We start from the raw sequence: 26,066 nt of genomic DNA on the forward strand, positions 1-26,066 counted from the left end.
AACAAAGCCACCTAATGGTGGCTTTGCGACTTTGGTTTACTTTTTAGCGCGTAAATCTAAATTCCTAAAATCAAAACTAAAGTCTGTAACCGCCGTTGAGACAGCGCGCATTTTTGCACTACTCACTCGGTTATCAGGGCTCATTTGAAACTCAATGTAAGCATCGGCTTCAAGTAACTTTTCATCCCACTTAACAATAAACGTATTGCCCGTGTAATGCTCAAGCTGACCTTTCAAACGCTTTGTATGAGTAAAATCAATACGTAGCTGACCATTTAACTCCTCGATTACCACATCACCATACCAGTTATCGTGTAGAGTGCCTGTGTAGTTGATATTTGGTAGTTTCGCTTGATAATCAGCAGGTGTTTCTGGTTTTGCGTTTGCGTAAGCTTCTTTTTTACCTTCAAAGTGCTTTTTGGCAAGCTCTTCAACCCAGTCTTTATCTTCAAGATTTAATGCATCTTCTAATACTTCGTAAGTCACCGCAGAGAGCGCGCTGAATGCTTGCTGGTTACTAAGAATAACAATACCGAGGTTTTTCTCTGGTAATAATGTCACTTGAGACACCATGCCTAAGATACCACCACCATGGCCTAGCTTTTTAATGCCGTGGAAATCTTCAATGCTCCAGCCTAAACCATAACCTCTAAACTGTTGGTGGTAAGCTTCATAAGCACTTTTTGATGCCATTGACATAATGTGCGGATGCCACATTTGTTGCTGTTGCTTTTCAGTGAATAACTGCTGGCCATTTGGCATTTTGCCATGTGCAAGCTGCGTGCGTAGCCATTGGCTCATATCGCTTACGCTTGATGCAATCGCACCAGCGCCACGGAAATCTTCAAGGTAGTTCACAAAAAATGGGTGTAGTTGGCCATCCATTGGAATATGACCCGTCGCCCAGTTTTTATTGCTACTAGGGATACGTGAAAAACCTGCGCGTGAGTTTTTCATATCAAGTGGCTGAAGAATATTCTTCTCGATGTAATCATTCCAGCTCATGCCAGAGACACGGGCTACCACTTCACCGGCAGTGACAAACATTAAGTTGTTATAGGCATATTTACTACGAAAGCTACTCGCTGGTTTTAAGTATTTTAGCCCTGCGATAATTTCATCAATCGATTTGTCAGTATCTGGCCAAATCATTAAATCGCCTTGCCCTAAACCCAAACCGCTACGGTGGCTTAATAAATCGCGAATGGTCATTTCACGTGTTACGTAAGGGTCATACAGACGAAACTCAGGAAGATGATCAATTACTTTGTCATCCCAGCTAAGCTTACCTTCATCAATTAATTTAGCTAACGCTGCTGCGGTAAATGCTTTGGTGTTTGACGCGATACCGAATAAGGTGTCTTTATTTACTTTTTTACCGGTATCAAGGTGAGATACACCAAAACCTTTTGCTAACACGACCTGGTCATTTTCAACAATCGCTACAGCCATACCCGGTACGTCAAAACGTGCCATTGACGTTTCGATTACTTTTTCAATTTTTTTAGTATCAATATCGGCATAACTGTAAAACGAACAGCTCGATAACAGCGCCGCTGCAACGGCTAATTTACGAAATATCATAATATCCCTTGGTGATTTTTATTGTTGTGAATAGCGAACTCTTTCGCTGCTCGGGTTTTATCTGGATCATCGCAACTTGGTCTTGCGAGTATTGCTTCACTGTAATGATTTGGTACACCTGCTTCAAGCGCTCCGCGATGAACATGCTGAAGATACCAGTCGAATGGCAGTAAAGACTCATCTAAGGTGTTAGCGATATAACAATGGGCAGCAAGTTGCTCGCCATCTAGTAGTTCAACGGTGATATCTACACAGTCATAACGCGGCCCTTCGATATCATCAAGAATCGACTTTTCAGCTTCGTTTAACTGATACACAACACCATATACCAAGGCATCTGGCTGATCAGTTTTGCGCACGCTACATTTTGCAGAGCCGTCGGTACTTACCATATCAAACGTCAGCTCATAGCCCTTTAAAATAGCTGTGCCTACCCGCTTTGCTTCAGGCAGCCTTGCCAGCAATCTGCTCGATGACATATTTGAACCAAATGAAAAGTTATATAGCGTCATACTTACCTCACACAACAACGCGAATAGCTAAGGCAATTAAGATCACACCAATGCCTCTATCAAACCAGTATCCGCTTTTTAAGAAAAATGCTCGCACTGATGCTTTTGATAACACCAATGATAAAAATGAAAACCACAGCCAAGTCGCCATTGCCATATACACGCCATAACCAGCCTGCACTACAACAGGTGTTTCAGGGCTTATTACAAGAGTAAACAACGACATAAAAAACAGTGTTGCTTTGGGATTAAGGGCATTGGTAAAAAAGCCGCGTCGAAATGCTTTATACACAGATTCAGGCTCAGCAGGAGAAAGGGTTTGCTGTTCACTATCGCTAGGTTTTGCGCTTCGTAAAGCTTGCACACCCAAGTATGCCAAATAAGCCCCCGCAAGGTATTTTAAAGCCATGAATAAGCTAGGTGACTGGGATAAAATTAATGCCACACCTAATACACAATAAGCAATATGCAGCAAAATAGCCGCACCAACCCCTGCACTGGTCCAAAGCGCATTTTTACGACCTTGTTGAATACTTTGCTTTAGTACAATTGCAAAGTCAGGGCCTGGGCTTGCTACCGCAAAAAAGTGAGCAATGGCTATCAATAAAAACTCATCTAAATACTGCACTCAATATTACCCTACTGCTTGTTCATCTAATGCTAATAACAACGGATTTGCACTGTCACTCACCAATGCTTTAATTTGCTTTTGCGCTTTTTTATATTGGCTGCGTAAATGGGGCTTTAAAAACTTCTTCGACTGATTATCCCCTTTAAAATGCGTAACCAGCGCATGCATAAATAGCGTTTGTGGCTCAGTCAACGCCGCTTGGCGATTAGCATAAGGGTTATAACCGCAGCCGCAGCCTCCTTTAAATTGATACACCGTATTACTCATCATCACCCCAAAGCCTAAATAGCATGCCAACGCATCGCTCGCTTGCGGTAAGTACTCTTTACCACCGGGAGGTAAGACACCCACATGGTGAATCAAAATGGTTGCTAAGGTACCAGCAAAACTTGCCACTAAATCTTGCGGTTGATTGATTTGGTTCGGGTTAAACGAGATATTCACCGGATGATTTGCCGGCACAATTAAACTCGCCTCGCTACCGCGTAAATTGTCTTGAAATTCAAAGTGTGGAAACACCTGAGGTGTAAGCCCAGATGGCGCAACTAAGTTAATTGGCCACGCCTGCATCCCCGCATAATCAACAACTCGGCTAAATACTTTTTCAGCCATTTCACTGACGCTCGATACCCTATCCGGAAAGAACTGCCCGTTAGGTAAAATGATTTGTGTATGTTTTAAAAAATATTCACTATCAAAGTGTTCAACAGCCCATAAAAAGGTATCGATTAACCACTGCTGCTCTTGCTCATCAACAAGTGGGGCTGACTTAAATAACGCTAACATAAATTACTCTTGTGATTGTGCCCATTGCCATGCATCCGTATTGTATAGAGGCACAGTTGATAAAGCATGATGATGGCTGCCACTCGACTCTTTCGTTGAATAAGACAAATATAATAAAGTGCGTGTTGGCGCATCATAAATACGACGTACTTTTAACGATTTAAACAAAATACTTTTCGATGATTTAAATACCACTTCACCTGATTTACTGCGGTCAATTTGTTGTAATTGTTCAGCGGTTATAGGTCCTGTTTGACGACAAGCAATAGACATATCAGATGGATCAGCAAAATCAAGATTCGCTTCAATATGGCTGATGTGGCAAGTAACACCGCTTATAAGCGGGTCTTGTTGTGATACCACTTTAATATCTTTAGTCGTGAATAATCCTAAACTCACCGAAGCAGCGTCATCCGAGCAACCGCTCAACAAAATCAATGGCGCAGTAAGTGCAGCTAATTTTAGTAACTTCATCCTAGTGTTCCTTATTAAAAAGCGATAGTTGTCCGTTTACAACGATTTGCTTGCTATGTTTCAATACTATCTCAAAATATCTTCAACAACGAGCACCTAAACAATGAAAAAATCGCTTGGTTTACTGTGTTTAATGTTCTTAAGTAGTACCGCTCACGCTGGCTACTCTATTAGCGCTGGTTTCGGCAAAAACTTTACTAACTCGGTGCAAACCGAAGAAAACCTAAAAATTGAGCTTGAGGATGACAGCCATTTTACTGTCAGCCTAGATAGAACCATTGATAATGCTCGCTATGGGTTCTTTTATTCAGCAACCGAACTAGATATGAAAGACCAAACCAACAAGCAAGTCGAGATGCAATACCTGCTCTTTCAAAGTGCCGTAGAAGTGCCATTAGCTGACCGTGTAGTTGGTTTTGTTGGTGCCCAAATTGGCGCAAATCATGTCAGCACTGACTTTGCCGACTCCGATACGTTTTTTACCACAGGTCTTTATGGTGGCGCCGAGTATTTATTTACTGATCAAGCACGGGTTTATATTGAAACTCGCTGGTTGGCAACTATTGTAAATAATGCAAGTAACGTATCATGCACATTACCAGCATCTGAAGACAGCCAATGTCTATGGCACTTTGATGGTGATGTATTAAACCAATTTCAAACAAACATCGGTTTTAGTTACCGCTTTTAAGGAAAACCCCATGCCGCACATTGTTATAGAACACTCAGAAGACTTGCCAATTCTGCCACAAGTGTTAGTTGAAAAAGTTCACCAAGCCGTTTTTGACTCAGGCTTATTTGATCTTTCGACCATAAAGACTCGTGCAATCGCTTATCAACATTACGAATTAGGTGAAGGTAAAGATGGCTTTATACACATCGGCGCATCAATTATGGCAGGAAGAACCGTAGAGCAAAAGCAGATGCTTAGTGAGCAATTATTAAATTGCTTAAGAACATACTGCCGCCGCTCGTATAGTCTAAGCGTTAATATTTATGATATGGATGCTGATATCTATCGTAAGTGCTAGCTTACTTTGGTAAATAAGCTGCGGGTAAACGCTTGATTTCTATCTCAGGCGATAGATACGCAGTGTAAACCAACCAACGTTCATCGGATATGTAGGTCAGACCCGATGAACGGCTATAAGCGCGCTCAGGCAAAGCAATTAAATCATGATGTTGTTTACTAGCTAAGTCATAGTAGCTAATACGATAATCACCTCGGCGCTCTTTATAATAATAAATACGCCCTTCATGATACGCGTTTTTTGCTACTCGTAACCACGCATATTTGCGCGCCAACTTAACATCGTTCACCAGCATTTCTTCAACACCCGTATCATGATGTTTAATCCAAATAGCATGGCGCGAATTGGTAAATAAAATATCGCCCGATTGTGTTTCAACGCCATACTGTGCTGGCATTTCAACAGCTTTTCCTTGGTTTTTTCCTGATAAATCATAACGGTAAAGATAGTCACCATCAGAGACTAAAAAATGCTGACTATCAGCACTAAACTTAGGTTTAGCAGCATAGCTAAATGGCAGTTCGATTTGTTGGCTTTGTTCTACTTTGAAATCATAAAAATATAAACGAGCGCTGCCGTTATCGTTCAATGAAAACAAGATATAACGTCCATCGGCTGACCAGGTCGGGTCACGGATCTCAGCGGTACTATGTGAAATATTAGTAAGCTGTTTTCGCGAGCTACTATCGGGGTTTACAATCCAAAGCTGCGAACTGCCTGACTCATTCGACACATACAGCAGTTTATTCTGTTGCTGATTATACTCGGGAAAGAGCGAGCTAAAGTTAGTCGACAACATAGAAAATGGCGAGCTTGCCACCTGTTCGTCTATTTTCAGTCGCGTGATCACCTTATCTAAATCCCATTGATGATAATAAACACTCCCATCGCCACTGAAGTTAGGTGAACTCATACCAGCAATTTGCGTGTTGATTAAGGTTTTATTCTTAATATCATAAAAATAGCCATAACGCTTACCGCCCTCTACCGCACTAAACGCTAATTGCTCTTTAGACGGATGCCAATCTACACCATGAATATCAACAAAATCATGAGTTAGCCGTTGGCTTTGCCCTGTTTTTACATCTATTAAAAACAACGCTTTTTGGTTGTTTTTAACATTACGAGTAACCACAACTCGCTGTGCATCGGGCGAAAACGACACTGACTCATACACAGTTTCGCAGTCATCATTACAAGGAATAACTGTTTCTTTTGTTTGTTTTTCCTGTAACCCAAGTAGCTTGATACGAGTCACCCTGTTGCCTGACTGCCCAGTGTGATCTGCAATGTAGGCTAGAGTTTTGCCATCACTACTGATATCAAGATCTGCTGCATAGCTATTACTGCACTCGCCAAGTACAACACTGGTGACATTCACCAAAGACAGTTTTACAATTTCACAAACATCTGACGCCATTCGGTAATAGTATAAAGTATTTGAGTCTGGGCTAAACACAGAGCGTCCTTCAGTAAAAGGTGAGTCTGTTAATTGCTTGGCTGGGTGTTCAGGAAAATGTAAATCGCGTAAATAGAGGTTATTTTGTTTACCAAGTTGTCGCCATGAATACACCAAATAGTGTTGATCATCTGAAATTGAAGGATAAATCTCACGACCAGGGCTTGCCGTCACACTTTCGATGCTATTAAGTGGCAACACAAAGCTTGAATTGATTTGCTCTGAGGGCGATGAGAACAACCAATATATTCCCACTAGGCTTATTAAACAAAAAGCCACAAACAACTGCCTTATTTGTACTGCTGTGATACTAAAGCCCTCGGTTTTTACTTCATCGGCTGTAGCTATTGGTTCAGGCTTTAACAGTACCCGGTAACCCGTTTTACGTAATGTCTCTATATAAGTTTGTTCTGGGTCGAGTTCTTTAAATGTTTTTCGTAAATGCCAAATAGCATTCGTTAACGCTTTTTCCCCAACATAAAAATTACCTTCCCACACATGGTTAATAAGATCTTCACGGGTGATAGGTTCAGGGTAGCGCCCAACTAAACAGCCTAATAGCTCAATAAATTTAGGCTGCAAAAGCTGTTCACTGCCATTGCATATCAGTTTATTTTCGAGCGGGTTAACAACACATGGGCCCAGCTGATAAGCGCGATTAGATGTTTCCATTAACTCTAAATAAAACCTCATTTTAGATAAACAGCAGTGTAAGCCCCTACCAATCTAACGTAAAAGCCAAGTATTAACCAGTCTAGAATTGCAATTTAATTAACAATAAGAATTTTCCTAACACACTGTTTTTAAATGAATAGATATTCAATAGATATAAAATAGAGACATAAACGAGCAACCTAAGATTGTAGTTAAGTTCACATTTCTATAATTATTTTAACGTCAATACCGACCAACCAGAGTGTTGTTCGCTGTAAATTTTAACTGCCCTTAAAAAGAGCATCACTCTGGTTCTAAAAACTAAAAATATAACAACTAGGAACGCCTGTGAGAAATCTACTAACCAAACCTTGTGCCATTGCACTTGCCGTTGCCAGTGGTTTTAGTCAACATGCTTTTGCAGATGAGGCTGAAATAGCTCGCACTGCCAATACCACCCCAACAGCTAATGAGCAAACTGAAGAACCTGAAAAAATTGTCGTGACAGGTTCACGAATAAAGCGTGATAGTTTTTCCATTTCAACCCCCTTAGTAACGATGGATCGTGACGCTATTTCCGATACAGGATTAAGCAACTTATCAGATATTTTAGTTGATAACATGCCAGCTCTTAGCGAGAGCATCGGTAACACCACCAGCCAATCAAGCGTTTCAACTACCGGTCTATCAACAGTTGAACTACGTAACTTAGGCCCTAATCGCACCTTAACGCTGATCGATGGCCGTCGTGTAGTTTCTAATAGCTACAGCGGCAACTATGTCAGTTTAAATACTATTCCGAGCGGCATGGTTGATCGCGTTGAAATAATAAGCGGCGGTGCATCTGCAACTTATGGTGCCGATGCTGTGGCCGGTGTTGTTAATATCATCACTCAATCAAAAAAAGAAGGGTTTGATTTTAAAGCTAAAACTGGCGAGTCAACTGAAGGAGGCAGTAAAGAGTTTAGCCTCGACTTAAACTATGGTACGTCATTCGATGATGGTCGCGGCTATGCTTATTTCAGTTCAAACTGGGACCGTGATTTCGGTATGACTTTTTACGACCGTAAACGCGCACAAATAGAAGATAGCTACGATTACGATAAAGATCGCATGTGTAATGTAATGCAAACAGCAGATGGCGATCAATGTATGCGCGACATCACGCAAGCTGATTGGGTGAGTAAAAGTGATGGTCTTCCTGGTGGTGTGTTTTTAGAAAATGGCAAAAACGACACACAGTTCTGGTACGACGGACAAACCCTGCGTGATGATTGGAAAGGTAATGAAGAAATTTATGGTATCAATTCAAATCAGTATGTAATGCTTGATGTACCAAGCGATAACTTCTCTACTGCAGTTAAAATTGATTACGACTTAACTGACAATGTGATGTTTTACGCGCAAGTGCAATACAGTAACAGTGATTCGTTCAATCATAAATCACCAGAAGACGAATATGAGGGTGCCACAGCACCGCAGTTTGATCCGGCTACAGGTGAGCCTTTAGGGCTTGTAAAACCGGGTTATATTCCAATTGACAATCCGTATGTTCCACAAGAGATCCTTGATGCAAACCCATACAAAGACCGTATTTATTGGGATCGTCGCTTTCATGAGGTTGGTAACATCACTACTGACAATAGTCGAAAAACTATTCGCAGCTGGGCTGGCCTTCAAGGCACTCTATTTAATGACGAGTGGGACTGGGATTTTTCAGTCAGCTATGGTCGATTTAAACAACATCAAGTACGAAGCAATGAATTAAATACAGTTAGACTTAATCAAGCTTTACAAGCTGAAGAGTTAGCTGATGGCACAATTCAGTGTATTGATGAAGCGGCTCGCGCAGAAGGCTGTGTAGCAATTAACTTATTTGGTGAAGGCTCTATTACCGAAGAGATGGCCGCTTGGATCCGCAGCAACCCAATTATTGATACCGAGATAAAACAATATGGTGCGGTAGGCTACATTACTGGTGACCTGTTTGAGCTCCCTGCAGGGCCAGTTGCAGCTGTGTTTGGTGGTGAATACCGCAAAGATAGCCAAGACCTCAAAACCAGTGATGATATAAAAGCAGGCGGTATTACTTTTAATTATGTGCCTACTTTTTATGGTGAAGTTGATGTATATGAAGCTTTTGCTGAGCTTGCACTACCGCTTTTAAGGGATGCAACATTTGCAAAGTCACTTGATACAGACCTATCTTTACGTGTAGCTAACTACAGTATGAATAATGTCGGGACTGTTGCCAGTTATAAATTAGGCGTAATGTGGGAAATTACTAACGGCTATGCTTTTAGAGCTAACTATGCCCGTGCTCAACGTGCTCCAACTATCACAGAATTATTATCACCACCACGCGGCGACTATGACAGCTATGATGATATCTGTGATGGTCTAACAGCTACATCAACTGACGCAGGGCATGATAACTGCCGCAAAGAGCCAACACTTGCAGCCCTAATTGCAGAAGATCCTAACTTTGAATTTGATGATGATAACAACCGTTATTCACCGGGTGTGGGTAATAAAGAGCTCAAAGAAGAAACCGCTGATACCTATACTTTCGGTGTGAGTATTGCCCCTCAGTTTATCCCTGATTTTAATCTTGCGATTGATTTTTATGACATATCTGTCTCTGATGCTATCTCTGAATTAAGTAATGATAATATTCAACGAGAGTGTTATGACTCAGGTACACAATGGGGTGAAAATAATTCTTTTTGTAATGATATTACCCGTAATGATGAAGGTAATATCATTGAAATAGTACAACGTAAATACAACCTCGATGAGCTAACTGCACGTGGTTATGATGTTTCAGCTCAGTATGAATATGATTTACAAAGTTTAGGTCAGTTGGCATTTAAACTTGACTACAATCATGTCATCGAGAACTCGCAAACATACCAAAGCCCTGATGGCGGTAAAGTGACTACACATTATGCGGGCTATGGCGAAAGTAAAGATAAAGCTTCAATGTCTTTAACTTGGCGAAAAGATGAGTTACGGATCCGTTGGCGCACTAAATACTTAGGCTCATTTAAAGCAAGCCAAAGTAGAGAAGAAGAATACTTAGGCTACTTAGCAGATAATGATGAACGCTGCGCAGAAGGAAGCGATGAATGCGTTACAAACCCTGAAAAACTAGCTTTTCAAGATTACGGCTCATACCTAAGACATGATTTGTCAGTTTCTTATAAATTAGAACTGTCTAACAAAAGTGATTTACGTTTATTTGGTGGTGTGAATAACCTTTTTGATAATAAAGGGGACTTTTACCCATCAGGCCGCGGTAATTATTATTCAAAATACGGTGGTGGCAAGGGGCGCTATGCATACATAGGTGTATCATACAGCTTCTAGCCTCAGCGCTCGAAAATAAGAAGCACGCCTCAGTGGCGTGTTTCTTTATCATTGCCAGCTTTGCATCTCAACTAATCGAGACTCGGTCCTCGCATATTCAAATGCCAGTTTTTGTCCTTGATATAAATCGCTAATGCCCACCTCGGCCGAAATCACCAATAATCGGCTGCGATCATAAAACTCATCAACCAAAGCAATAAAGCGCCGCGCTTCATCATCTAAAAAGTGTTCTTGTAAATCTTGCTTTTCTCGCTGGTAGCTATCTTCAATACCATGCACAATTTGTTTGCCTGTTGCTCCACGCCCCATTACTGGCACATTGAGTAAATACACCCGCTGAAAACGCTCTGCCAAATAAATATAATCCGCGGTGCTTCTAGGTCCTGAGCAAAGCGTCATAAAATCAAACATAATGGCGTCTTGAGCGAGCAAGATACAGCTAAGCTCGCGGTGGCAAACCTCTATCGTTGTTTGCCTTTGTACCGCTTGCTCTTGCTTTAAAAAGCGCTCTGTTAGCGCCTCTTTGTTATTAATAAAATAATGTGCGGTTTGTTTGCCAAAGCGAAAGCGATGATCTGTATCGCCTTCAACACTTAAAACATGGCAATGCTCATTTAATAAATCGATTGTCGGTAAAAATCGTGCTCGCTGTAAACCGTTGCGATATAACTGCTCCGGTTGACAGTTTGACGTTGCCACTAACACTACTTGTTGCTCAAACAGGGCTTTGAATAAGCCACCTAAGATCATGGCATCGCCAATATCAGACACAAAAAACTCATCAAAACAAATCAAGCGAATGTGCTCTGCCCACTCTTTAGCAATCACCGTCAGCGGATTTTTCTGCCCTTGCAGCTGAGTTAAGCGCTCATGCACTTGCTTCATAAAATGATGAAAGTGCAAACGCTGCTTAGCGTCAATATTAACAAGCCGAAAAAACACGTCCATTAACATGGATTTACCACGCCCTACTGGGCCATATAAGTAAACCCCTTTTATTGGCTTAGCGCTTTGCCACCAATGGCTTGGTGCAGCCAATTCTGTGGCTAGATTATCCAGAGCATTAATCGCTGTGCGCTGGGCACAGTCTTCTTGCAAATCACCTTTGGCTATTTGTGCTTGGTAATGCTGTAATATTTGTCCTTGCTGTACTGTCATAGGTAACTAGTATCCGCTATACTCGCCGCCATTGTAGCCGACTAAAAATGTGATCCCAATGAAATTTCCATGCCGTTTAGATAAATTTATTAGCCATATTGCCGAGTTACCTCGCAGTAAAACCAAAGCAGGTATCAAACGTAAATACGCCACCGTTAATGGCGAGGTGATCACCTCATTTGATTATTCAATCAACCAAGATGACGATGTGCGCTGGCAAGGCGAGCCACTGGTATTTTTAGGCAAACGCTACTTCATGCTCCATAAACCAGCTGGCTATGTGTGTGCCAATAAAGATGACCTTCACCCGACTGTATTTGATTTACTTGATGAACCAAATATGAGCGACTTTCATGTTGCAGGCCGTTTAGATATCGACACCACAGGGTTAGTGATCATCACCAATGACGGCGACTGGTCACACAAAATTACTGCACCAAAGCATAACAAATTCAAAACCTATTTAGTTGAAACTCAAGAACCTATTGATGAAGAAGCCATTGCAGCGTTAGAGCAAGGGGTGCAATTGCACAACGAAAAAGAGCTAACTCGCCCTGCGGTTGTTGAAAAACTTGCAAGCTACAGCTTACGCCTTTCAATTTGCGAAGGTAAATACCATCAAGTTAAGCGAATGCTTGCGGCTGTAGGTAATAAAGTTGTTGAATTACATCGTGAAAAAATAGCTGGCATCACCCTCGATGAAAGCCTTGCAAGCGGTGAATATCGTGCCCTGACAGAAGCCGAACTGAAGCTCTAAATAGGTACTTGAGTAAAAATCATGATAACGCTGTCATTTTTCCTTAATAAAACCAGACAAACGTGGTAGAAGTTAACAGGGGAAATAATAAAGGAGGCTGACTGTGTTATCAGGATTAGCTTTAAAAACAAAAATCACCTTATTTGCTATCGCTATGTTTATTGCGTTATCGGCGATAGCATTACTTGGCTTACAATCTTTACGCCATGCCAGCGAAAGCGACAACATCGCGCGTATCAACCAGCTCATGAAGAGCACCACCAATATTGTTGAGCAATTTGAGTTGATGGTTAAAAGCAATCAACTCGAAGAAGCACAAGCAAAGAAGCTCGCGATTCAGGTACTTCGAGAAAATAAATACCACGACTCAGAATATGTGTATGTCGTCGACAACAACTTAGATTTTGTCGCTACTCCGCACGACCCAGAACTACACGGCACCAGCTTTAACGATTTTAAAGATGCCAGCGGCAACAGTATCGGCCGTATGGTCGAAAAGCTCGTGGGTAACACGACCAATAAAATCATCACCTATCACTGGGATTCGGTGCGAGACGGTGAAACCGTTGATCTAACTTCTGTAGTACAAAAAACACCGCTGTTTGGCTGGTATGTTGGTACTGGTATTAGCGCCAAAGAAGTTGATGAACGTTATTGGAATACTGCAAAGTGGTTGCTGGGCTTATCTATGCTTATAGCCATTGCACTGACCTTTGCCATTGCTCGCTTTGGCTCATCACTCACCAATGCCTTAGGCGGCGAAATTGATGAAGTAATTGGTATTGTTAAGAATGTCTCTCGTGGCAACTTAAACTCACATATCCGCCAAGATACCCCACCTGAAAGCATTATTGCAGCCATGCATTATATGCAGCAAGGGTTACGCGGCGTTGTTGGTGGCATTAAAGGTGTTACAGATAGCTTAAAAAATCAAAGTGTTGATAACGAGTCTCGCTCTGTTGAGCTCGACAAACTCACTCGTAGCCTAAACGAAGAAACTCAAATGGTAGCTTCAGCTATTACCGAGTTAACAGCCTCAGCACAAACCGTTGTAGAACATGCTGAGCAAGCCGCTTACTCAGTGCAAGAAGCTGAGCAACAAGGTCAAAGTGCCAGCCACTTAACCAGCGAGGCTGCTGATACCATCGCGCTTTTAGAGCAGCAAATTGACAGCGCTGGCAATAACATTCAAGTGCTTGATGATGAAGTAAATAACATCGCAAATGTACTGAGTGTTATTCAAGGTATTGCCGAACAAACTAACTTACTTGCGCTTAATGCGGCAATAGAAGCTGCCCGTGCAGGTGAGCAAGGACGAGGTTTTGCTGTGGTTGCTGATGAAGTTCGTGGGCTTGCCCAACGCACACAGACCAGCACTGAAGAAATCCGCAATATGATTGGCAAACTACAAGCTGCAACCCAAGATGCCAAGTCATCTGTTTCGCTCAGTATGAGTACCAGTGAACAAACCGTAGAAAAATCGACTAAAGCCAATGAAGAACTAAAACGCGTTGCCAGCTCACTCAGCGCAATCGCGCAAATGAGCCATCAGATAGCTATTGCTGCAAAAGAGCAGCTTGATGCTGGTGAAGACACCGCCAAGCGCATCGTAACTATCTCAGACACGGCTTCACAAACGGCTAATGTATCTAATCAGGCTCATACAGCAACCGATTTGATCAAAGGCCTTACTAGCGATTTAGAAACTGAAACCGCTAAGTTTAGCTAATTCAAACAAGTAAAAACGAAAAAGCCCAGCAACTGCTGGGCTTTTTCGTTTTAAGTTCGTATTAAGACTTTATTTGTACCAAATCAAAATCGGCCATCCCCGGCACCATTTGTTGTAATCGTGACTCAGTGACATCTAATGAGTTCAAACACTCACAGTATTCTGAGGCTTTCATCTCTAATTGCTCTGCTTTCTTTTGTAGTGATTTATCAATTTCTTTTGAGATGATGTCCATACGCTGCCCCATATCATTGATACGGTCTTCGATGTTACCTTCGCGCGATTTAAAGGCATCTCCTAGCGAAACTAAAATAGCGCCAAGTGAACCGTGAACTGCAGAGTGAATTTTTTGGCTGATTTCTTTGGTAAAAAAGTCATCGATTTTCGACAGCGACTGCGGAGCAATAAAGAAAAAGTCATCGCCACGCTTAAATTTATCCATTAGTGCACGCTCAACATATTGCAGTTGAGTTTTTAGCACTTCAGGCTCTTTGTCTGACATGCCCTCAACAACTTGCTCGATAGCACTTAAGCCAAGGTTTACACCATCGGTCGCCAGGTCAACAAGTTCAGGGACGGTTTGCCTGATACCGCGGCTGAATTGCTCCACAACTTGGCTTTCTTCTGGGCTTAAATCAACCCAATAACCACGTATAAACAATTGGTTATCGTTGTTGATTTGTACGCGAGTTTGACCTTTATCAACAATACGAATGACATCATCAGTGATGATCAAGCCATGGCTTAGCTCTACATCGCATTGTTTTTTTTCTAGGGTTGCGTAACTGGAAAAGCTAGAGAATGTAATGGCCGCTGCTAACAACGAGCGAGAAAAGAACGCCATATACACCTCAAAAAGACAAAAAAGGAAGGCCGCTAGATTAGCAAATATCCAATTTTATGCAAGTAAAACGCCTAGCTATGCTAGGCGTCTTAAAAGAAAGGTGAGTTAAATTGGTGAGCCTGGTGGCATTGGCAACACTTTAAAGTTTGCAGGCCATTCACCGTTTTCTAAAAAGTGACTGATTTGCTCGCTTAAATATTGCTTAAATGCACTGTTGCCAACGGATACACTGCCTAGCATTGATTCTTGCTGGTAACTCTTTGCAAGTTTAGCTAAGTAGTAACGAAGCTGAGCTTGTACTTCGGGTGCCACCTCATTGCTAGCGACTAAGTCGGCAAATTGTTTCGCCGTTAAAAGCTGCACACGTTGGCTAATTTTACCTGCCATCCCTGAGGCAGTTTTTTGTTCGAAAACTTGCTGATAAGTTTGTGCTAATAACGCATCTAAACCATAAAATGCATCGCTTCGTGCTTGCTGCTGTGCTAAACGGTTAATGCGTTGGCTATTAAAAAGTAGGCTCAAACTATGTGCTGCAGCAACCTCAGGCAGCGCCATCGCATCAAGCGTTAGTCCTGTGCGACCAACAATACTTTCGCGTGATTTAGATTCACCATACGCTTTTGGTGGAATAAGGGCTAATACTGACTCAGGTAAAACAAGGTTTTCGGCTTTTAGCGTTGCAAGGAGTGCATCTACTGCTGCTTGTTGCGTTTGCTTTGCCACAACCTGTGCCCCTTTTGGTTGCGAGCCGTCACGTACTTCATATTCGTAATTCACACCAGCAATTAGTTTAACCGCAGCTTCTACTTGATAGCGATGGAATAAATAAAGTGGCACCAGCATTTCTTCTAATTGCGATAAAGCAGTGCCCGTTTTGATGTTCTCGATGCCAAAGCTCGTCAGCGCTTGTTTACGAACATCAAGTACACGCATTAGCTCATCACTTGGTGAACTGCCGTTATCCCATAAATGCCCTGTTGGGTGAGCACCACCTTGAGCGCGGGCATCACTGTCTGAAATAAATTCCAGCCCTTTGCTTTTGTTTTCAGCTAAAATTGCAGCCAATTGCAGTGCTTCATCTTGATTAGTGAAATCACTATAGCCGTATTTGACCACTTGGGTATCCCATACGCCCATGCCAGCAGCATAGCCTCGGCTTACATCTAATTTACCTTGCTCATTGAAGCTCAGTAGTGGGTGTGGATAATCCATCACAGAAGCTCTGTCTGCCACTGACGCTGCAAAGTTATGCGAAATACCTAAAGTATGCCCTACTTCATGAGCGCTTAATTGACGAATACGATCAAGCGCCATGGCTTGTAAACGCTTAGCCACTTCATTGCCTTCAAAATAGGGAGCCGCTAATGCTTCTGCAATTAGGATATCTTGACGAACACGCAGTGACCCGAGTGTCACATGGCCTTTGATAATTTCGCCTGTACGAGGGTCAATCACTGAGCTGCCATACGACCAACCACGGGTTGCACGGTGCACCCATTGAATTACGTTGTAGCGTATATCCATAGGGTCGGCATCATCAGGGAGCACTTTAACAATAAATGCGTTCTTATAACCTGCTGCATTAAAGGCATCATTCCACCATTTAGCACCATCAAGTAAAGCTGTTTTAACTGGCTCTGGGACACCCGGATCTAAGTAATAAACAATCGGCTCAACGGGCTCGCTGATTGGCAGGCTCGGATCTTTTTTCGCTAAACGATGACGCGGGATGTAACGCACATACATAGACTCACCCAGAGCTGCCGCATAATCTTTGTGCTCAATGCTCCAAAAACCTGCTTGAGGGTGGAATTTGCGAGGGGTGTAATTATCGTCCGGTAACTCAATTAATGAGTGATGCATATGCACTGTCAGCGCATAAGGGTCTGCGCTCACTTGGCGTACATACTTTCCTGGGTTATTACCTTGAAAAGTAAGCACGGCTTCTAATTCAGTATTTTTTTCAAATGCTTTTGAGCGTGCTAAATAAACCGCACTGCGGTTGCTATCCAAATTAAAACTTCCCTGCCCAGTTGCCGATAAACGACGGCTTACACCATGAACATCGCTTAATAAATAAGGGGTGTAATCCACAAGTACCGCAGTGTCTGACTGAGCTACAACACTAAAACCCGCTAAAATACTTGATGCGAACGCCTCTTTAATACTTTGTTGTTCCGCAAGGTTATTAGTATTAGCACGGTAATAAGTATTAATAGCTCTTAGCATCACCTTATCGCCAAAACGCTCAAATTGAACTAAGTGAGTATCGCCTAACTGACCACGATCTAAGCCTATATCATTTGAACCAACACCGTAAGGTAGGCTTTGTTGTAATAAAAATTGTTGCTCGAGTTTATCCACCTCAAGGTACAATTTGCCGTTTTCTGTATCGTAGTAAAATGAAAAATAGCCTGAAAAATGAGTCATTTTTTCAGTAAAATCATTTATAGACTTAATTGCTGCGTGTGCTTGAGTTATCATAGTAAGTAGCACAGCTAAGAGCAGATATCGTAGTAATGGTATTTTTTGCATAATCTTATCTTTGTTATTCGCGTTTTAAATACTGTATAGGTATTAAGCAGTATAAAGTACCGTTTATAAAAATCAGCTATTTAAGACGAAATTCAGCGCTTGCTAAGACATTCTCTCTCACACTAAAAATGTCTGGCTACAACGTTATCAGGAAAATAGAATGCGTAGACTCCCACCGGTATTGTTAGAAGATGGTTGCCCTCGTGAACTGATCTCATTGATCAGAACGGTACTTGCGGCATGTAAAGAAATTTCATTTCGTGTTGGTCAAGGCGCCCTATCTGGCGTATTAGGCTCAACCCTAGACGAAAACATTCAGGGTGAAACTCAGAAAAAACTCGATGTTCTAACTAACCAACTTTTAAAAGATATTTTATTAGAATCGGGCTACGTAAAAGCCATTGCCTCTGAAGAAGAAGACTTCACCGTTGCGGGTAATCCAGATGCCAACTACATTGTTGCATTCGACCCACTTGATGGCTCATCAAATACTGATATCAACTCACTCGTTGGTACGATTTTCTCAATTATGGCGGCGCCTGAAGGTTCAGATCCAGCTGATCCTAGTATTTTTATGCAACCGGGTAAAAACCAAGTTGCAGCGGGTTATGTATTATATGGCCCATCAACCGTGCTGGCGTTAACAACCGGCAAGGGCACACGCTTTTTCACCTTAGATAAAACGCACGGTACCTTCTTATTAACACAAGATTTTGCAAGCGTACCTGAAGAGACCAGCGAATTTGCTATCAATGCTTCAAACCAACGCCATTGGCAACCGGCGATGCAAAATTACATCAATGACTTAATTGCTGGTGACACAGGCCCACGTGGTCGTAACTTCAACATGCGCTGGATTGCTGCAATGGTGGGTGATGTGCACCGTGTATTATGTCGTGGTGGTATTTTTACTTACCCAACCGACACGAAAGATCCAAATAAACCAAACAAATTACGTTTATTATACGAAGCAAACCCAATGGCAATGTTAATCGAACAAGCTGGCGGCATAGCTTCTACAGGCACTGAGCGCATCATGGACATTCAACCTGACGCTATTCACCAACGTGTGGCGGTGATCTTAGGTTCGAAGAACGAAGTAGAAACCTGTTTAAGCTACCATAAATAACAAGCAGTAAATGCCTTAGGCTGAAAGGTATAAAATTCTTTCAGCCTAAAGTCACTGCTAATAACTTCTTTAGCGTACTTGTACTCAACTCACCCATTTGCTCGTTATTACTTAGCGCATAAATAGCCCCTTCAACGGCACTTTCGTCGATGTCTTGCCTAGACTCTACTACGTTTGCCCAAAGTTCTAATTCATCGATATCTATTTCGCCGTCTATAACACGCTGTAAAACCTGGCAGAAAACATCTTGCGTCAGAGTATAGATACCACCTTGCGTGTCTGGAGTACTGGTAATTACTGAGATTGCCTCATATCGGTTATCACCAAAGCGGGCAAACTCATCTAATGCGTCTAATTTATCCATTTGCTATGCTTACCTTTTCAATCTCAAAGCATCTTTTTACTTAATGACAACCCTTACTTGCTCACAATGCAAAGCAACGCTTAACTGCCAAGCCGACAATATTAATGCCTGTTGGTGTAATGAGCTGCCCAACATTTTACCACTCGATGAGGCAGCAACAGAGTGTTTATGCCGAGACTGTACTATAAAAAAGATAAATTCATTTTTATCTAAACTTTACCAACAGCCTCTTGAACAACAGCTTGCCTTTGCTAAGCCTTATTTTTCTCAAGGAAATTTAATAGAAAATCTTGATTACACCATGCAAAACAATTACATGGTATTTAGCCGCTGGTTCTTTTTAAAACGCGGCCATTGCTGCAGTAATGGCTGCACTCACTGTCCTTATTCCGATAACTAATACCCAAGTAGAGTATTTATTCAATTAGTTTGCATTTAATTGCAAATATTGCATGGACGAAAAGAATAAAAATACATTATAATTGGATATAAATTCACTAAATTAATCATTTTTAAGCTTAAACTATTAATAACGTCTATTTTTTAAGCATAAATTTACTGTAACTAAATCGGAATCAATCATGAACACCTTTAAGCCTGCTCTACTTGCAAGTGCAATTTCTGCGGTTTTATTCAATAGCAATATGGCGTTTGCAGCTGAAGATGCTATCGAAGTTGATAAATCAATTGAAACTATTCAAATCACTGCAACACGACGTGCAGGCTCAGTGCAAGATGCGCCACTGAACATTACAGCGCTAAACGGCGATGTAATTAGCGATCAAAACATTGGTGACCTTGAAGATGTCGCGCGCTGGGTACCTGGCTTAACAATTTCTGATCAAGGTGGTCGTGAAGGTTCTCCGATCATCGTTCGTGGTTTAAACACAAATACCTCTGACCGTATTTCTGATAGTGGCACAGTGGCCACTTATGTTGGTGAAATTCCACTTAGCATCGACTTACGTTTAACTGATGTTGACCGTGTTGAAGTGCTAATTGGCCCACAAGGTACACTGTATGGCGCAGGGACTTTAGGCGGTGCGATCCGTTATTTGCTTAAGCAACCCGATCTAGATTTAACAGAAGGTCAGGTAACAGGTGATGTATTTAGCATTAACGAAAGTGACGGCACAGGCGGTGAGTTTGGCGTGGTATTCAACACCCCGCTAATTGAAGAAAAACTAGCGCTTCGCGCTAGCTTAAATTATTACGATAACCCGGGTTACATTGACTACACGCACGTGGTTCAAGAGCCAGGTGTATCAAATCCGAATCCTGACTTTTCTGACAGCAGCGATGTAAATGCCAACTTAAAAAGCGTAAGCGATGTTAACGATGAGCAAATCACCACAGCACGTTTATCACTGCGTTGGCTTGCAACCGAAGATGTAGATGCAACGCTTAACTACTTCTATCAAAAACAAGAAAATGGCGGTAACTCAACATCGCAATACGGCTCACTTGCTGATAGCAGTGCGCTACAAGGTATCCCAGGAAAGTACGAAAACGTTGCCCGTGTACTTGAGCCAGGCGAAGAAGAAAACGATTTATTAAGCTTAGAGATTAAAGCGGATCTTGGTTTTGCTGAGTTGGTATCGGCATCTGGTTGGTCTAGCTATGAGCAATCTGGTCAGCGCGACCAAACCGATCTACTTTACGATATTTGGTCAGGTTATGCCGACTTCCCTTCATTCGTTGGCTACACACACGACACCTCTGAGCGCGATACCTTCACGCAAGAACTTCGTTTAGTTTCAAATAGTAGTAGCGCTTTTAACTGGATCGTAGGTGGCTTCTATAACAAATTAGAAAGTCACTCAGATGACCGTGAGTACACGCCAGGTCTGACTGAATATTGGGGTGGCGGTATCCCTAATGTTGAACAAGACCTTGAGTACATTCTAATTTCAGATAGCGAAACCACTGAAAAAGCACTTTTTGGTGAAATCGGCTACAGCATTACAGATCAGCTTGATGTAACTCTAGGTGCACGTTTTTACGAATACGATGTATCAACAACATCAGGCTCTGCAACACCGCTTTATTCTGGTGATTTTGATTCACTAGATAACCTTGTTATGGAAAATGTGAGCGCTAGCGATAACGGTAACTTATTTAAGTTTAACGCTAACTATACATTCGATAATGGTGTACTTGCTTACTTTACCGTGAGTGAAGGTTTCCGTATTGGTGGTGGTAACGGTATTGCTCCTTGCCCTGATGTATTACCTGAGCAACAAATTGTTTGTGCCCTGCCAAACGAAGAAGATTACAAACCAGATACAACTGTCAACTACGAGCTAGGCTTTAAGTCATCATGGTTACGTAACCGCCTACACTTCAATGCAGCGCTATTTAATGTTGATTGGAAAGATGCGCAAGTAGGTAGCAGTACAGTAAATGGCCAAGAGCTAATTACCTCGAACGCAGGCTCTGCTAATTCGAAAGGTGTTGAACTTTCTACTCGCGCAATGATTGGTGATAATTGGGCTGCATATGCGACATACGCGTATGCAAAGGCTGAATTGACCGAAGATGCACCTTACTTATTTGGTGTGTTAGGCGATGACTTAGCACAGTACCAAAGCTACTATGATGGTGCTAAAGGCGACCGTTTACCGGGCGCTCCTGAGCATCAGTTCTCGTTTGGTCTTCGTTACGAGCAAGATGTCTTAGGTGATAAGTTATTAAGCGTAAACTACGGTATCACAGCGCAAAGCGATGTGATCACCAAAGTAGGCTTAAAAGCAGACGGCGAAGTATTACCTGGTTATGCACTAAGCAACTTATCTGCCAAAATTACTGGCGATATGTGGTCTGCAACGCTTTATGTAGACAACTTATTCGATAAGTATGCATTCACTTCTGTACGTCGTGATAAGTCTTGGGCTGGTATGTCGCAATATGCTGAGCTTAACAAAGAACTACCTGAGCTACAGCGTGTTTATGGTCACTACACCACAGCGCCTCGTACTATCGGTATGAAGTTTAGCTACAACTTTGAGCTATAATTAAACATACCTATAAAAGCCTTGCCGCCTTTAGGCAGGGCTTTTTAATACCTGAAAATAATTAATTGATATACTATGCGCTTATGCTAAATGATACCCAACAAGCGCTTCGCGCTCATATCCAACAGTTGTTAAGCAACAAACAACTAAACGATGCACATCACCTACTTGTGCAGCGCCTAAAACAAAATCCTGAAGACCACGTTTGTTACTTTTTGCTTAGCGAAGTCAACACCGCAGCTGGCGATATCACCAAAGCGATTAAGCTCCTTGAAAAAGCACTAAGCCTAGCCCCTTTTGCAGTTTATCATTTAGCACTTGCCAAGTTATACGTACTGTTAGGCAAAGTAAGTAATGCAGCTGTGCATTATCAAAGCGCTATACAAACAGCTGACTTTAGTGGCGCAGACTTTGATACATTAGCCAACATTGCGACCCGTTTAGGGCATTATGACGACGCTCTTAGCTTTCAACAAGCAGCCTACCAGCGCAATAAAGATAACCCACAAATTAGCTATAATTTGGCGGTGTGTTATAAAATTCACGGACTGTTCGATGAAGCTAAAAGCTTGCTTCAGCAACTAACCACTAAGCAACCTAACTTTTATCAAGCCCACTATTCTCAGGCTGAACTCAATACTGTTACAGATGCAGAGCAACATATCCAAAAACTACAAGCCTTGGCGGATAAAGAAAAAAGCACTGTTGAACAGCAAGTGTATTTTCATAGTATTGCTCTTAATTATGAGCACCTTAATGACTACAAAAATGCATTTAAATACTTTGCACTAAGTAAGCAAGCGATAGCCGGTAAACTTAACTATCAAGCAAGCCAACACCACCACTTTTGTCAAAAGCTCATTACTCAAAGCAAACATCAAGCACCAGCAAGTACTGACTCTGAGTTCTCACCCGTTTTTGTTGTTGGCATGCCCCGCTCTGGCACAACCTTAGTTGAAAAAATCCTTAATCAAAGTACACAACTGCAAGGGATTGGGGAGTTAAATGATATTGCGCAACTCATACAACACGCCACGCAATCAGATCGTGTAATAGACAGCGAAATGCTCGATAAAGCATATGAATCTGAGGCAATAAAAACAGCACTGGCTAGCTATCAACAAAGAGCTGAGCTACTAAGTGGCGGCCTAAGAAGTTGTGATAAACAGCCATTTAACTTTTACTATATTGATTTTATTTTAGCGGCTTTTCCTAATGCGAAAATCGTTTGTATGCAGCGGGGCTGGCAAGATTGCAGCATTGCCAATTTTAGGCAGATGTATAACCCGCAAAGTGTGTTTCATCACTACAGCTTTGCACTTGAAGATATTGCCTCGTTCCATCAAGATTACTCGGCATTAGTCAGTCATTTTGCCAACAAGTATCCTGAAAACGTTTTTTTGCAAAGCTATGAGCAATTGGTGGTAGAGCCTACCGAACAAACTCAGAAGCTCTATGCGTTTTGTGATTTAAGCTGGCAGGAAAACTGCCTGACTTTTTATAAAAACAATGCAGCATCAGCCACGGCGAGTAAAAAGCAAATTCGCCAGCCACTGAATAAAAACAGTATCGGCAGCTGGCAAAATTACGCTGAGTTTATTGATGCGGGCCTATTTCAATAGGTAGCTCGTGACGAGCGCCCCACTCACTCCATGAGCCATCGTAAACACGTAAGTTAGTGTAACCACATTCATCGGCACATAATGCAATTGCACAAGCGGTTACACCTGAACCACAGCTAAACTGCAACTGGGTGTGATGCGGCGCTATGTGTTGTTCAAATAATGCCTGCAACTCGCTAAGCTGTTTAAGCTCACCGTTATTTAGCACTGTTGCTAGAGATAAACTGCGACTATTTGGAATATGACCACTGCGCATACCTTCGCGCGGCTCAGCGTGTTCACCGGTAAAGCGCTCATAAGGGCGAGCATCGAGTGTTAGTGTGCTTTGTTCGTCAAGTGAGTTAAGTACTTGCTCAGCACTAATAAAGTAATCAGCACGTGGGCTGGCAACAAAATTGCCTTGACCAGTAGCAGCTGAATAGCTTGCTTGTGTTGCAAAGCCAAGTGCTTGCCACTTAGCTAAACCGCCACTTAACACTTTTACATTATCAAAGCCCATGGCTTTAAACATCCACCACGCACGCGCTGAACTGAATAAGCCTTGGTCTTCATAAATCACAACCAGAGAGTCTTGGTTAACCCCTGCAAGCTGCATATGTTCTGTGAACTGCTCGCTACTGCACATCATACTTGGTACAGGATTACTGTTATCTGCCAGCGTCTTTTTGAAATCAAAACGCTGTGCATTAGGCAGCATAGCCTTAGGTGCATACTCACCCGGAAGACCAGGGCGCACCATTCCTGCATCGAAGATAACCAAGTTATCTTGGTTTAAATGCTCGTTAAGCCATTCTGGCGAGACGATGTTCTTCATTAGCTTTTACTTATCTTATCAAGCACTTCGCGCAGCTTTGTGCTTGATGTGTGAGATGTGTAAGAAAAATAGCAAATCTCAACATTAAGTTTTGCAAAATCTGCTTCAATTTTGTTCCACTTTTCAGTTCCTTTCCAATCATCTCCCACAAACATTTTATCAAATTTCAAATTGTTCCAAGCTTCTTCTTTGTCGTAATTAACCTGCGGAACAACTTCATCCACAAATTTAACTGCTTCAACAATTTCCATTCGCTCTTGAAAAGGGATGACGGGCTCTTTATTTTTTACATTACGACAAAGTTCATCGGTAGTTACACCAACAATTAAGTAATCACATTCTAATTTTGCTCGTTTTAAAATGTTTAAATGACCTATGTGAAATAAATCAAAAACACCTGTCGTGTAACCTATCTTCTTCATTAATTTTTCCAGTGTGTATTCTTTATAACTTAATTGTTTTCGACTAAGTAATTGACGATTCGTTCACTTGCTTTGCCATCGAGTTTACCCGCAAGTTTTTCAGCAAGGTCTAGCCTTGTCTCAGCCAAGGATTCAGGATTTTCAAGCTGCTCAACAACAAGATTGTGTAAATCTTTATAGTTTTTTGCATGTACAGCAATATTGGCATATTCACCGTAGTCTTGATCCATACGACGTTTAAAACGATAAGAGAAGATACCTCTGTAGCTCCAACGCAACTTCAAGAAATCGCACCAAATTACAGGTTTATTAAGTAAAGCAAATTCAAAAAGAGCGGAAGATGCATCACTAATAAGTAAGTCAGACTGATCTAAAAATGGTAATAGTGAATAGTCCTCAACCCGAGCAAGATAAACATTATCGTAGTTTGACCAATGCTCTAATAAATCACGTTGCTTTTGATAGCGGCTTTTACATATTGAGAAATAGTGAGGTTTGATCAGAATGTTAAATTCAGAAAATTGCTCTGGCCAGTTTTTTGGAAAGCGTTCGATACTACTTGGATAGAATGTAGGAGCATAGAGAATCGTCTTTTTACTTTTATCAAACTTAGTTAGTTCTAAAGCTCCATCAAGAGGCACTTGATTAAAAATATCATCAAGTTTACAAAACCCCACATCAACAAAACAATCATCTGGGTACATATTTTGTAAACGCTCAAGTCGATACTGCCCCTCAACAAACCTAACTGTCATGGCTTGTGAGGATTTAGTGTAATAGCTAGATTTAGGTCCAATGCCATGTCCTAACTGCGCGCTTTTAGACACTTTATGTAAACGGTCCAAAAACATAAATGAGTTTGCAAAAAACACCCAATCTGCACATTTATTTTCATAATATTCAATAGCTTGACTTTGATTTTCTACCCAAATATGATCTAGTTCATTATCATCTATGATTTGCTGGATTATTTGCTCATGGCTATTGCGATAAAAAACAAATCGACCAGTTATACCTATAGTAAGTAGTTTTTTGTATACTGGAATATATTGCGGCAGGTAGTAAAGGCTTTGGGTATCGAAAATTATATTCATAAAGGCTAAACAATCTTTATTATTTTTTATGAGGTGACAGCAATTAAACGAAAAACGTTTAAAAAAGCTATTGTACATAAATTA

Annotated in this window: 22 protein-coding genes; 9 read left to right on the forward strand and 13 right to left on the reverse strand. The window is 41.6% G+C overall.

Annotation, left to right across the window (positions count from 1 at the left end; genetic code table 11):
- Positions 1 to 36: 36 nt before the first annotated feature.
- From NO991_RS09385 to NO991_RS09405, 5 genes are read right to left on the reverse strand one after another with little or no spacing between them, the layout of a single operon-like run.
- Entirely contained in the window at positions 37 to 1,584 is a 1,548-nt protein-coding gene (locus NO991_RS09385) for a serine hydrolase (protein WP_300358451.1), read from the reverse strand.
- Positions 1,581 to 2,096: a gamma-glutamylcyclotransferase family protein gene (locus NO991_RS09390; RefSeq protein ID WP_300358448.1), complete on the reverse strand. Its 516-nt coding sequence runs from the start codon at positions 2,094 to 2,096 to the stop codon at positions 1,581 to 1,583. Before NO991_RS09390 ends, NO991_RS09385 begins: the two co-directional genes overlap by 4 nt.
- 7 nt (positions 2,097 to 2,103) lie before the next feature.
- Complete coding sequence (locus NO991_RS09395) at positions 2,104 to 2,724, reverse strand: LysE family translocator (protein ID WP_194441835.1); 621 nt, start codon at positions 2,722 to 2,724, stop codon at positions 2,104 to 2,106.
- A gap of 6 nt (positions 2,725 to 2,730) precedes the next feature.
- A complete protein-coding gene (locus NO991_RS09400; RefSeq protein ID WP_054551028.1) occupies positions 2,731 to 3,513 on the reverse strand; it encodes a hypothetical protein in 783 nt (260 codons plus the stop codon).
- A gap of 3 nt (positions 3,514 to 3,516) precedes the next feature.
- Positions 3,517 to 3,987, reverse strand: a complete 471-nt coding sequence (locus NO991_RS09405; protein WP_054551027.1) for a CreA family protein — start codon at positions 3,985 to 3,987, stop codon at positions 3,517 to 3,519.
- 103 nt (positions 3,988 to 4,090) lie between these two features.
- Between NO991_RS09405 and NO991_RS09410 the strand changes: the two genes are divergently transcribed.
- Together NO991_RS09410 and NO991_RS09415 are read left to right on the forward strand one after the other, a co-directional pair.
- Entirely contained in the window at positions 4,091 to 4,678 is a 588-nt protein-coding gene (locus NO991_RS09410) for an outer membrane beta-barrel protein (protein WP_300358441.1), read from the forward strand.
- Between the two features lie 10 nt (positions 4,679 to 4,688).
- A complete protein-coding gene (locus NO991_RS09415; RefSeq protein WP_054551025.1) occupies positions 4,689 to 5,018 on the forward strand; it encodes a 5-carboxymethyl-2-hydroxymuconate Delta-isomerase in 330 nt (109 codons plus the stop codon).
- A 1-nt stretch (position 5,019) separates the two neighbouring features.
- Here the strand turns inward: NO991_RS09415 and NO991_RS09420 are convergent, their stop codons facing one another.
- Entirely contained in the window at positions 5,020 to 7,149 is a 2,130-nt protein-coding gene (locus NO991_RS09420) for a winged helix-turn-helix domain-containing protein (RefSeq protein WP_371351953.1), read from the reverse strand.
- A gap of 330 nt (positions 7,150 to 7,479) precedes the next feature.
- Between NO991_RS09420 and NO991_RS09425 the strand changes: the two genes are divergently transcribed.
- A complete protein-coding gene (locus NO991_RS09425) occupies positions 7,480 to 10,500 on the forward strand; it encodes a TonB-dependent receptor domain-containing protein (protein WP_300358434.1) in 3,021 nt (1,006 codons plus the stop codon).
- 48 nt (positions 10,501 to 10,548) lie between these two features.
- Here the strand turns inward: NO991_RS09425 and zapE are convergent, their stop codons facing one another.
- Positions 10,549 to 11,658, reverse strand: coding sequence for a cell division protein ZapE (zapE, locus tag NO991_RS09430; RefSeq protein ID WP_371351954.1), 1,110 nt, complete (start codon positions 11,656 to 11,658; stop codon positions 10,549 to 10,551).
- A gap of 58 nt (positions 11,659 to 11,716) precedes the next feature.
- Here zapE and rsuA point away from each other — a divergent pair, with 58 nt between their 5' ends.
- Both rsuA and NO991_RS09440 read left to right on the forward strand, forming a co-directional pair.
- On the forward strand, positions 11,717 to 12,415 hold the full coding sequence (gene rsuA / locus NO991_RS09435) for a 16S rRNA pseudouridine(516) synthase RsuA (protein WP_138601721.1): 699 nt from the start codon (positions 11,717 to 11,719) through the stop codon (positions 12,413 to 12,415).
- A 154-nt stretch (positions 12,416 to 12,569) separates the two neighbouring features.
- Positions 12,570 to 14,144 (forward strand): methyl-accepting chemotaxis protein, encoded by a 1,575-nt coding sequence (locus NO991_RS09440; protein ID WP_300545798.1) that lies wholly within the window; start codon positions 12,570 to 12,572, stop codon positions 14,142 to 14,144.
- 61 nt (positions 14,145 to 14,205) lie between these two features.
- On the opposite strand, the gene NO991_RS09445 is transcribed toward NO991_RS09440, so the two are convergent.
- Complete coding sequence (locus tag NO991_RS09445; protein WP_166340496.1) at positions 14,206 to 14,988, reverse strand: YggN family protein; 783 nt, start codon at positions 14,986 to 14,988, stop codon at positions 14,206 to 14,208.
- Between the two features lie 105 nt (positions 14,989 to 15,093).
- Positions 15,094 to 17,523: a zinc-dependent metalloprotease gene (locus NO991_RS09450; RefSeq protein ID WP_371351955.1), complete on the reverse strand. Its 2,430-nt coding sequence runs from the start codon at positions 17,521 to 17,523 to the stop codon at positions 15,094 to 15,096.
- A 160-nt stretch (positions 17,524 to 17,683) separates the two neighbouring features.
- Here NO991_RS09450 and NO991_RS09455 point away from each other — a divergent pair, with 160 nt between their 5' ends.
- A complete protein-coding gene (locus tag NO991_RS09455) occupies positions 17,684 to 18,652 on the forward strand; it encodes a class 1 fructose-bisphosphatase (RefSeq protein ID WP_138619101.1) in 969 nt (322 codons plus the stop codon).
- 40 nt (positions 18,653 to 18,692) lie between these two features.
- Here NO991_RS09455 and NO991_RS09460 read toward each other — a convergent pair whose 3' ends face one another.
- Positions 18,693 to 19,016: a hypothetical protein gene (locus NO991_RS09460; protein ID WP_300362568.1), complete on the reverse strand. Its 324-nt coding sequence runs from the start codon at positions 19,014 to 19,016 to the stop codon at positions 18,693 to 18,695.
- Between the two features lie 43 nt (positions 19,017 to 19,059).
- Here NO991_RS09460 and NO991_RS09465 point away from each other — a divergent pair, with 43 nt between their 5' ends.
- The 3 genes from NO991_RS09465 (at position 19,060) to NO991_RS09475 (ending at position 23,652) form a co-directional block, all read left to right on the forward strand.
- On the forward strand, positions 19,060 to 19,416 hold the full coding sequence (locus tag NO991_RS09465; protein ID WP_175082473.1) for a DUF5522 domain-containing protein: 357 nt from the start codon (positions 19,060 to 19,062) through the stop codon (positions 19,414 to 19,416).
- 181 nt (positions 19,417 to 19,597) lie between these two features.
- Positions 19,598 to 22,030: a TonB-dependent receptor gene (locus tag NO991_RS09470; RefSeq protein WP_371351956.1), complete on the forward strand. Its 2,433-nt coding sequence runs from the start codon at positions 19,598 to 19,600 to the stop codon at positions 22,028 to 22,030.
- A gap of 83 nt (positions 22,031 to 22,113) precedes the next feature.
- Positions 22,114 to 23,652, forward strand: a complete 1,539-nt coding sequence (locus NO991_RS09475) for a sulfotransferase (RefSeq protein WP_371351957.1) — start codon at positions 22,114 to 22,116, stop codon at positions 23,650 to 23,652.
- Here the strand turns inward: NO991_RS09475 and NO991_RS09480 are convergent.
- Genes NO991_RS09480 through NO991_RS09490 form a run of 3 tightly spaced genes read right to left on the reverse strand, consistent with a single transcriptional unit; the run spans position 23,627 to position 25,982 of the window.
- Positions 23,627 to 24,466 (reverse strand): sulfurtransferase, encoded by an 840-nt coding sequence (locus tag NO991_RS09480; RefSeq protein WP_371351958.1) that lies wholly within the window; start codon positions 24,464 to 24,466, stop codon positions 23,627 to 23,629. The two genes, NO991_RS09475 and NO991_RS09480, sit on opposite strands and share 26 nt — an antisense overlap.
- Positions 24,466 to 24,888 (reverse strand): adenylyltransferase/cytidyltransferase family protein, encoded by a 423-nt coding sequence (locus tag NO991_RS09485; RefSeq protein WP_058585869.1) that lies wholly within the window; start codon positions 24,886 to 24,888, stop codon positions 24,466 to 24,468. The genes NO991_RS09480 and NO991_RS09485 overlap by 1 nt, the downstream gene beginning before the upstream one ends.
- A gap of 29 nt (positions 24,889 to 24,917) precedes the next feature.
- On the reverse strand, positions 24,918 to 25,982 hold the full coding sequence (locus NO991_RS09490) for a CDP-glycerol glycerophosphotransferase family protein (protein WP_300419328.1): 1,065 nt from the start codon (positions 25,980 to 25,982) through the stop codon (positions 24,918 to 24,920).
- Positions 25,983 to 26,066: the final 84 nt, after the last annotated feature.

This window comes from Pseudoalteromonas sp. DY56-GL22, from assembly GCF_041414715.1.
Taxonomy (GTDB): domain Bacteria; phylum Pseudomonadota; class Gammaproteobacteria; order Enterobacterales; family Alteromonadaceae; genus Pseudoalteromonas; species Pseudoalteromonas simplex.

What these genes read in the sequence shown, in the direction of transcription:
- NO991_RS09385 (WP_300358451.1), bottom strand. Translation starts at nt 1,584, where the DNA reads ATGATATTTCGTAAATTAGCCGTTGCAGCGGCGCTGTTATCGAGCTGT.
- NO991_RS09390 (WP_300358448.1), bottom strand. Translation starts at nt 2,096, where the DNA reads ATGACGCTATATAACTTTTCATTTGGTTCAAATATGTCATCGAGCAGA.
- NO991_RS09400 (WP_054551028.1), bottom strand. Translation starts at nt 3,513, where the DNA reads ATGTTAGCGTTATTTAAGTCAGCCCCACTTGTTGATGAGCAAGAGCAG.
- NO991_RS09405 (WP_054551027.1), bottom strand. Translation starts at nt 3,987, where the DNA reads ATGAAGTTACTAAAATTAGCTGCACTTACTGCGCCATTGATTTTGTTG.
- NO991_RS09410 (WP_300358441.1), top strand. Translation starts at nt 4,091, where the DNA reads ATGAAAAAATCGCTTGGTTTACTGTGTTTAATGTTCTTAAGTAGTACC.
- NO991_RS09415 (WP_054551025.1), top strand. Translation starts at nt 4,689, where the DNA reads ATGCCGCACATTGTTATAGAACACTCAGAAGACTTGCCAATTCTGCCA.
- NO991_RS09420 (WP_371351953.1), bottom strand. Translation starts at nt 7,149, where the DNA reads ATGGAAACATCTAATCGCGCTTATCAGCTGGGCCCATGTGTTGTTAAC.
- zapE (WP_371351954.1), bottom strand. Translation starts at nt 11,658, where the DNA reads ATGACAGTACAGCAAGGACAAATATTACAGCATTACCAAGCACAAATA.
- rsuA (WP_138601721.1), top strand. Translation starts at nt 11,717, where the DNA reads ATGAAATTTCCATGCCGTTTAGATAAATTTATTAGCCATATTGCCGAG.
- NO991_RS09440 (WP_300545798.1), top strand. Translation starts at nt 12,570, where the DNA reads ATGTTTATTGCGTTATCGGCGATAGCATTACTTGGCTTACAATCTTTA.
- NO991_RS09445 (WP_166340496.1), bottom strand. Translation starts at nt 14,988, where the DNA reads ATGGCGTTCTTTTCTCGCTCGTTGTTAGCAGCGGCCATTACATTCTCT.
- NO991_RS09450 (WP_371351955.1), bottom strand. Translation starts at nt 17,523, where the DNA reads ATGCAAAAAATACCATTACTACGATATCTGCTCTTAGCTGTGCTACTT.
- NO991_RS09455 (WP_138619101.1), top strand. Translation starts at nt 17,684, where the DNA reads ATGCGTAGACTCCCACCGGTATTGTTAGAAGATGGTTGCCCTCGTGAA.
- NO991_RS09460 (WP_300362568.1), bottom strand. Translation starts at nt 19,016, where the DNA reads ATGGATAAATTAGACGCATTAGATGAGTTTGCCCGCTTTGGTGATAAC.
- NO991_RS09465 (WP_175082473.1), top strand. Translation starts at nt 19,060, where the DNA reads ATGACAACCCTTACTTGCTCACAATGCAAAGCAACGCTTAACTGCCAA.
- NO991_RS09470 (WP_371351956.1), top strand. Translation starts at nt 19,598, where the DNA reads ATGAACACCTTTAAGCCTGCTCTACTTGCAAGTGCAATTTCTGCGGTT.
- NO991_RS09475 (WP_371351957.1), top strand. Translation starts at nt 22,114, where the DNA reads ATGCTAAATGATACCCAACAAGCGCTTCGCGCTCATATCCAACAGTTG.
- NO991_RS09480 (WP_371351958.1), bottom strand. Translation starts at nt 24,466, where the DNA reads ATGAAGAACATCGTCTCGCCAGAATGGCTTAACGAGCATTTAAACCAA.
- NO991_RS09485 (WP_058585869.1), bottom strand. Translation starts at nt 24,888, where the DNA reads ATGAAGAAGATAGGTTACACGACAGGTGTTTTTGATTTATTTCACATA.
- NO991_RS09490 (WP_300419328.1), bottom strand. Translation starts at nt 25,982, where the DNA reads ATGAATATAATTTTCGATACCCAAAGCCTTTACTACCTGCCGCAATAT.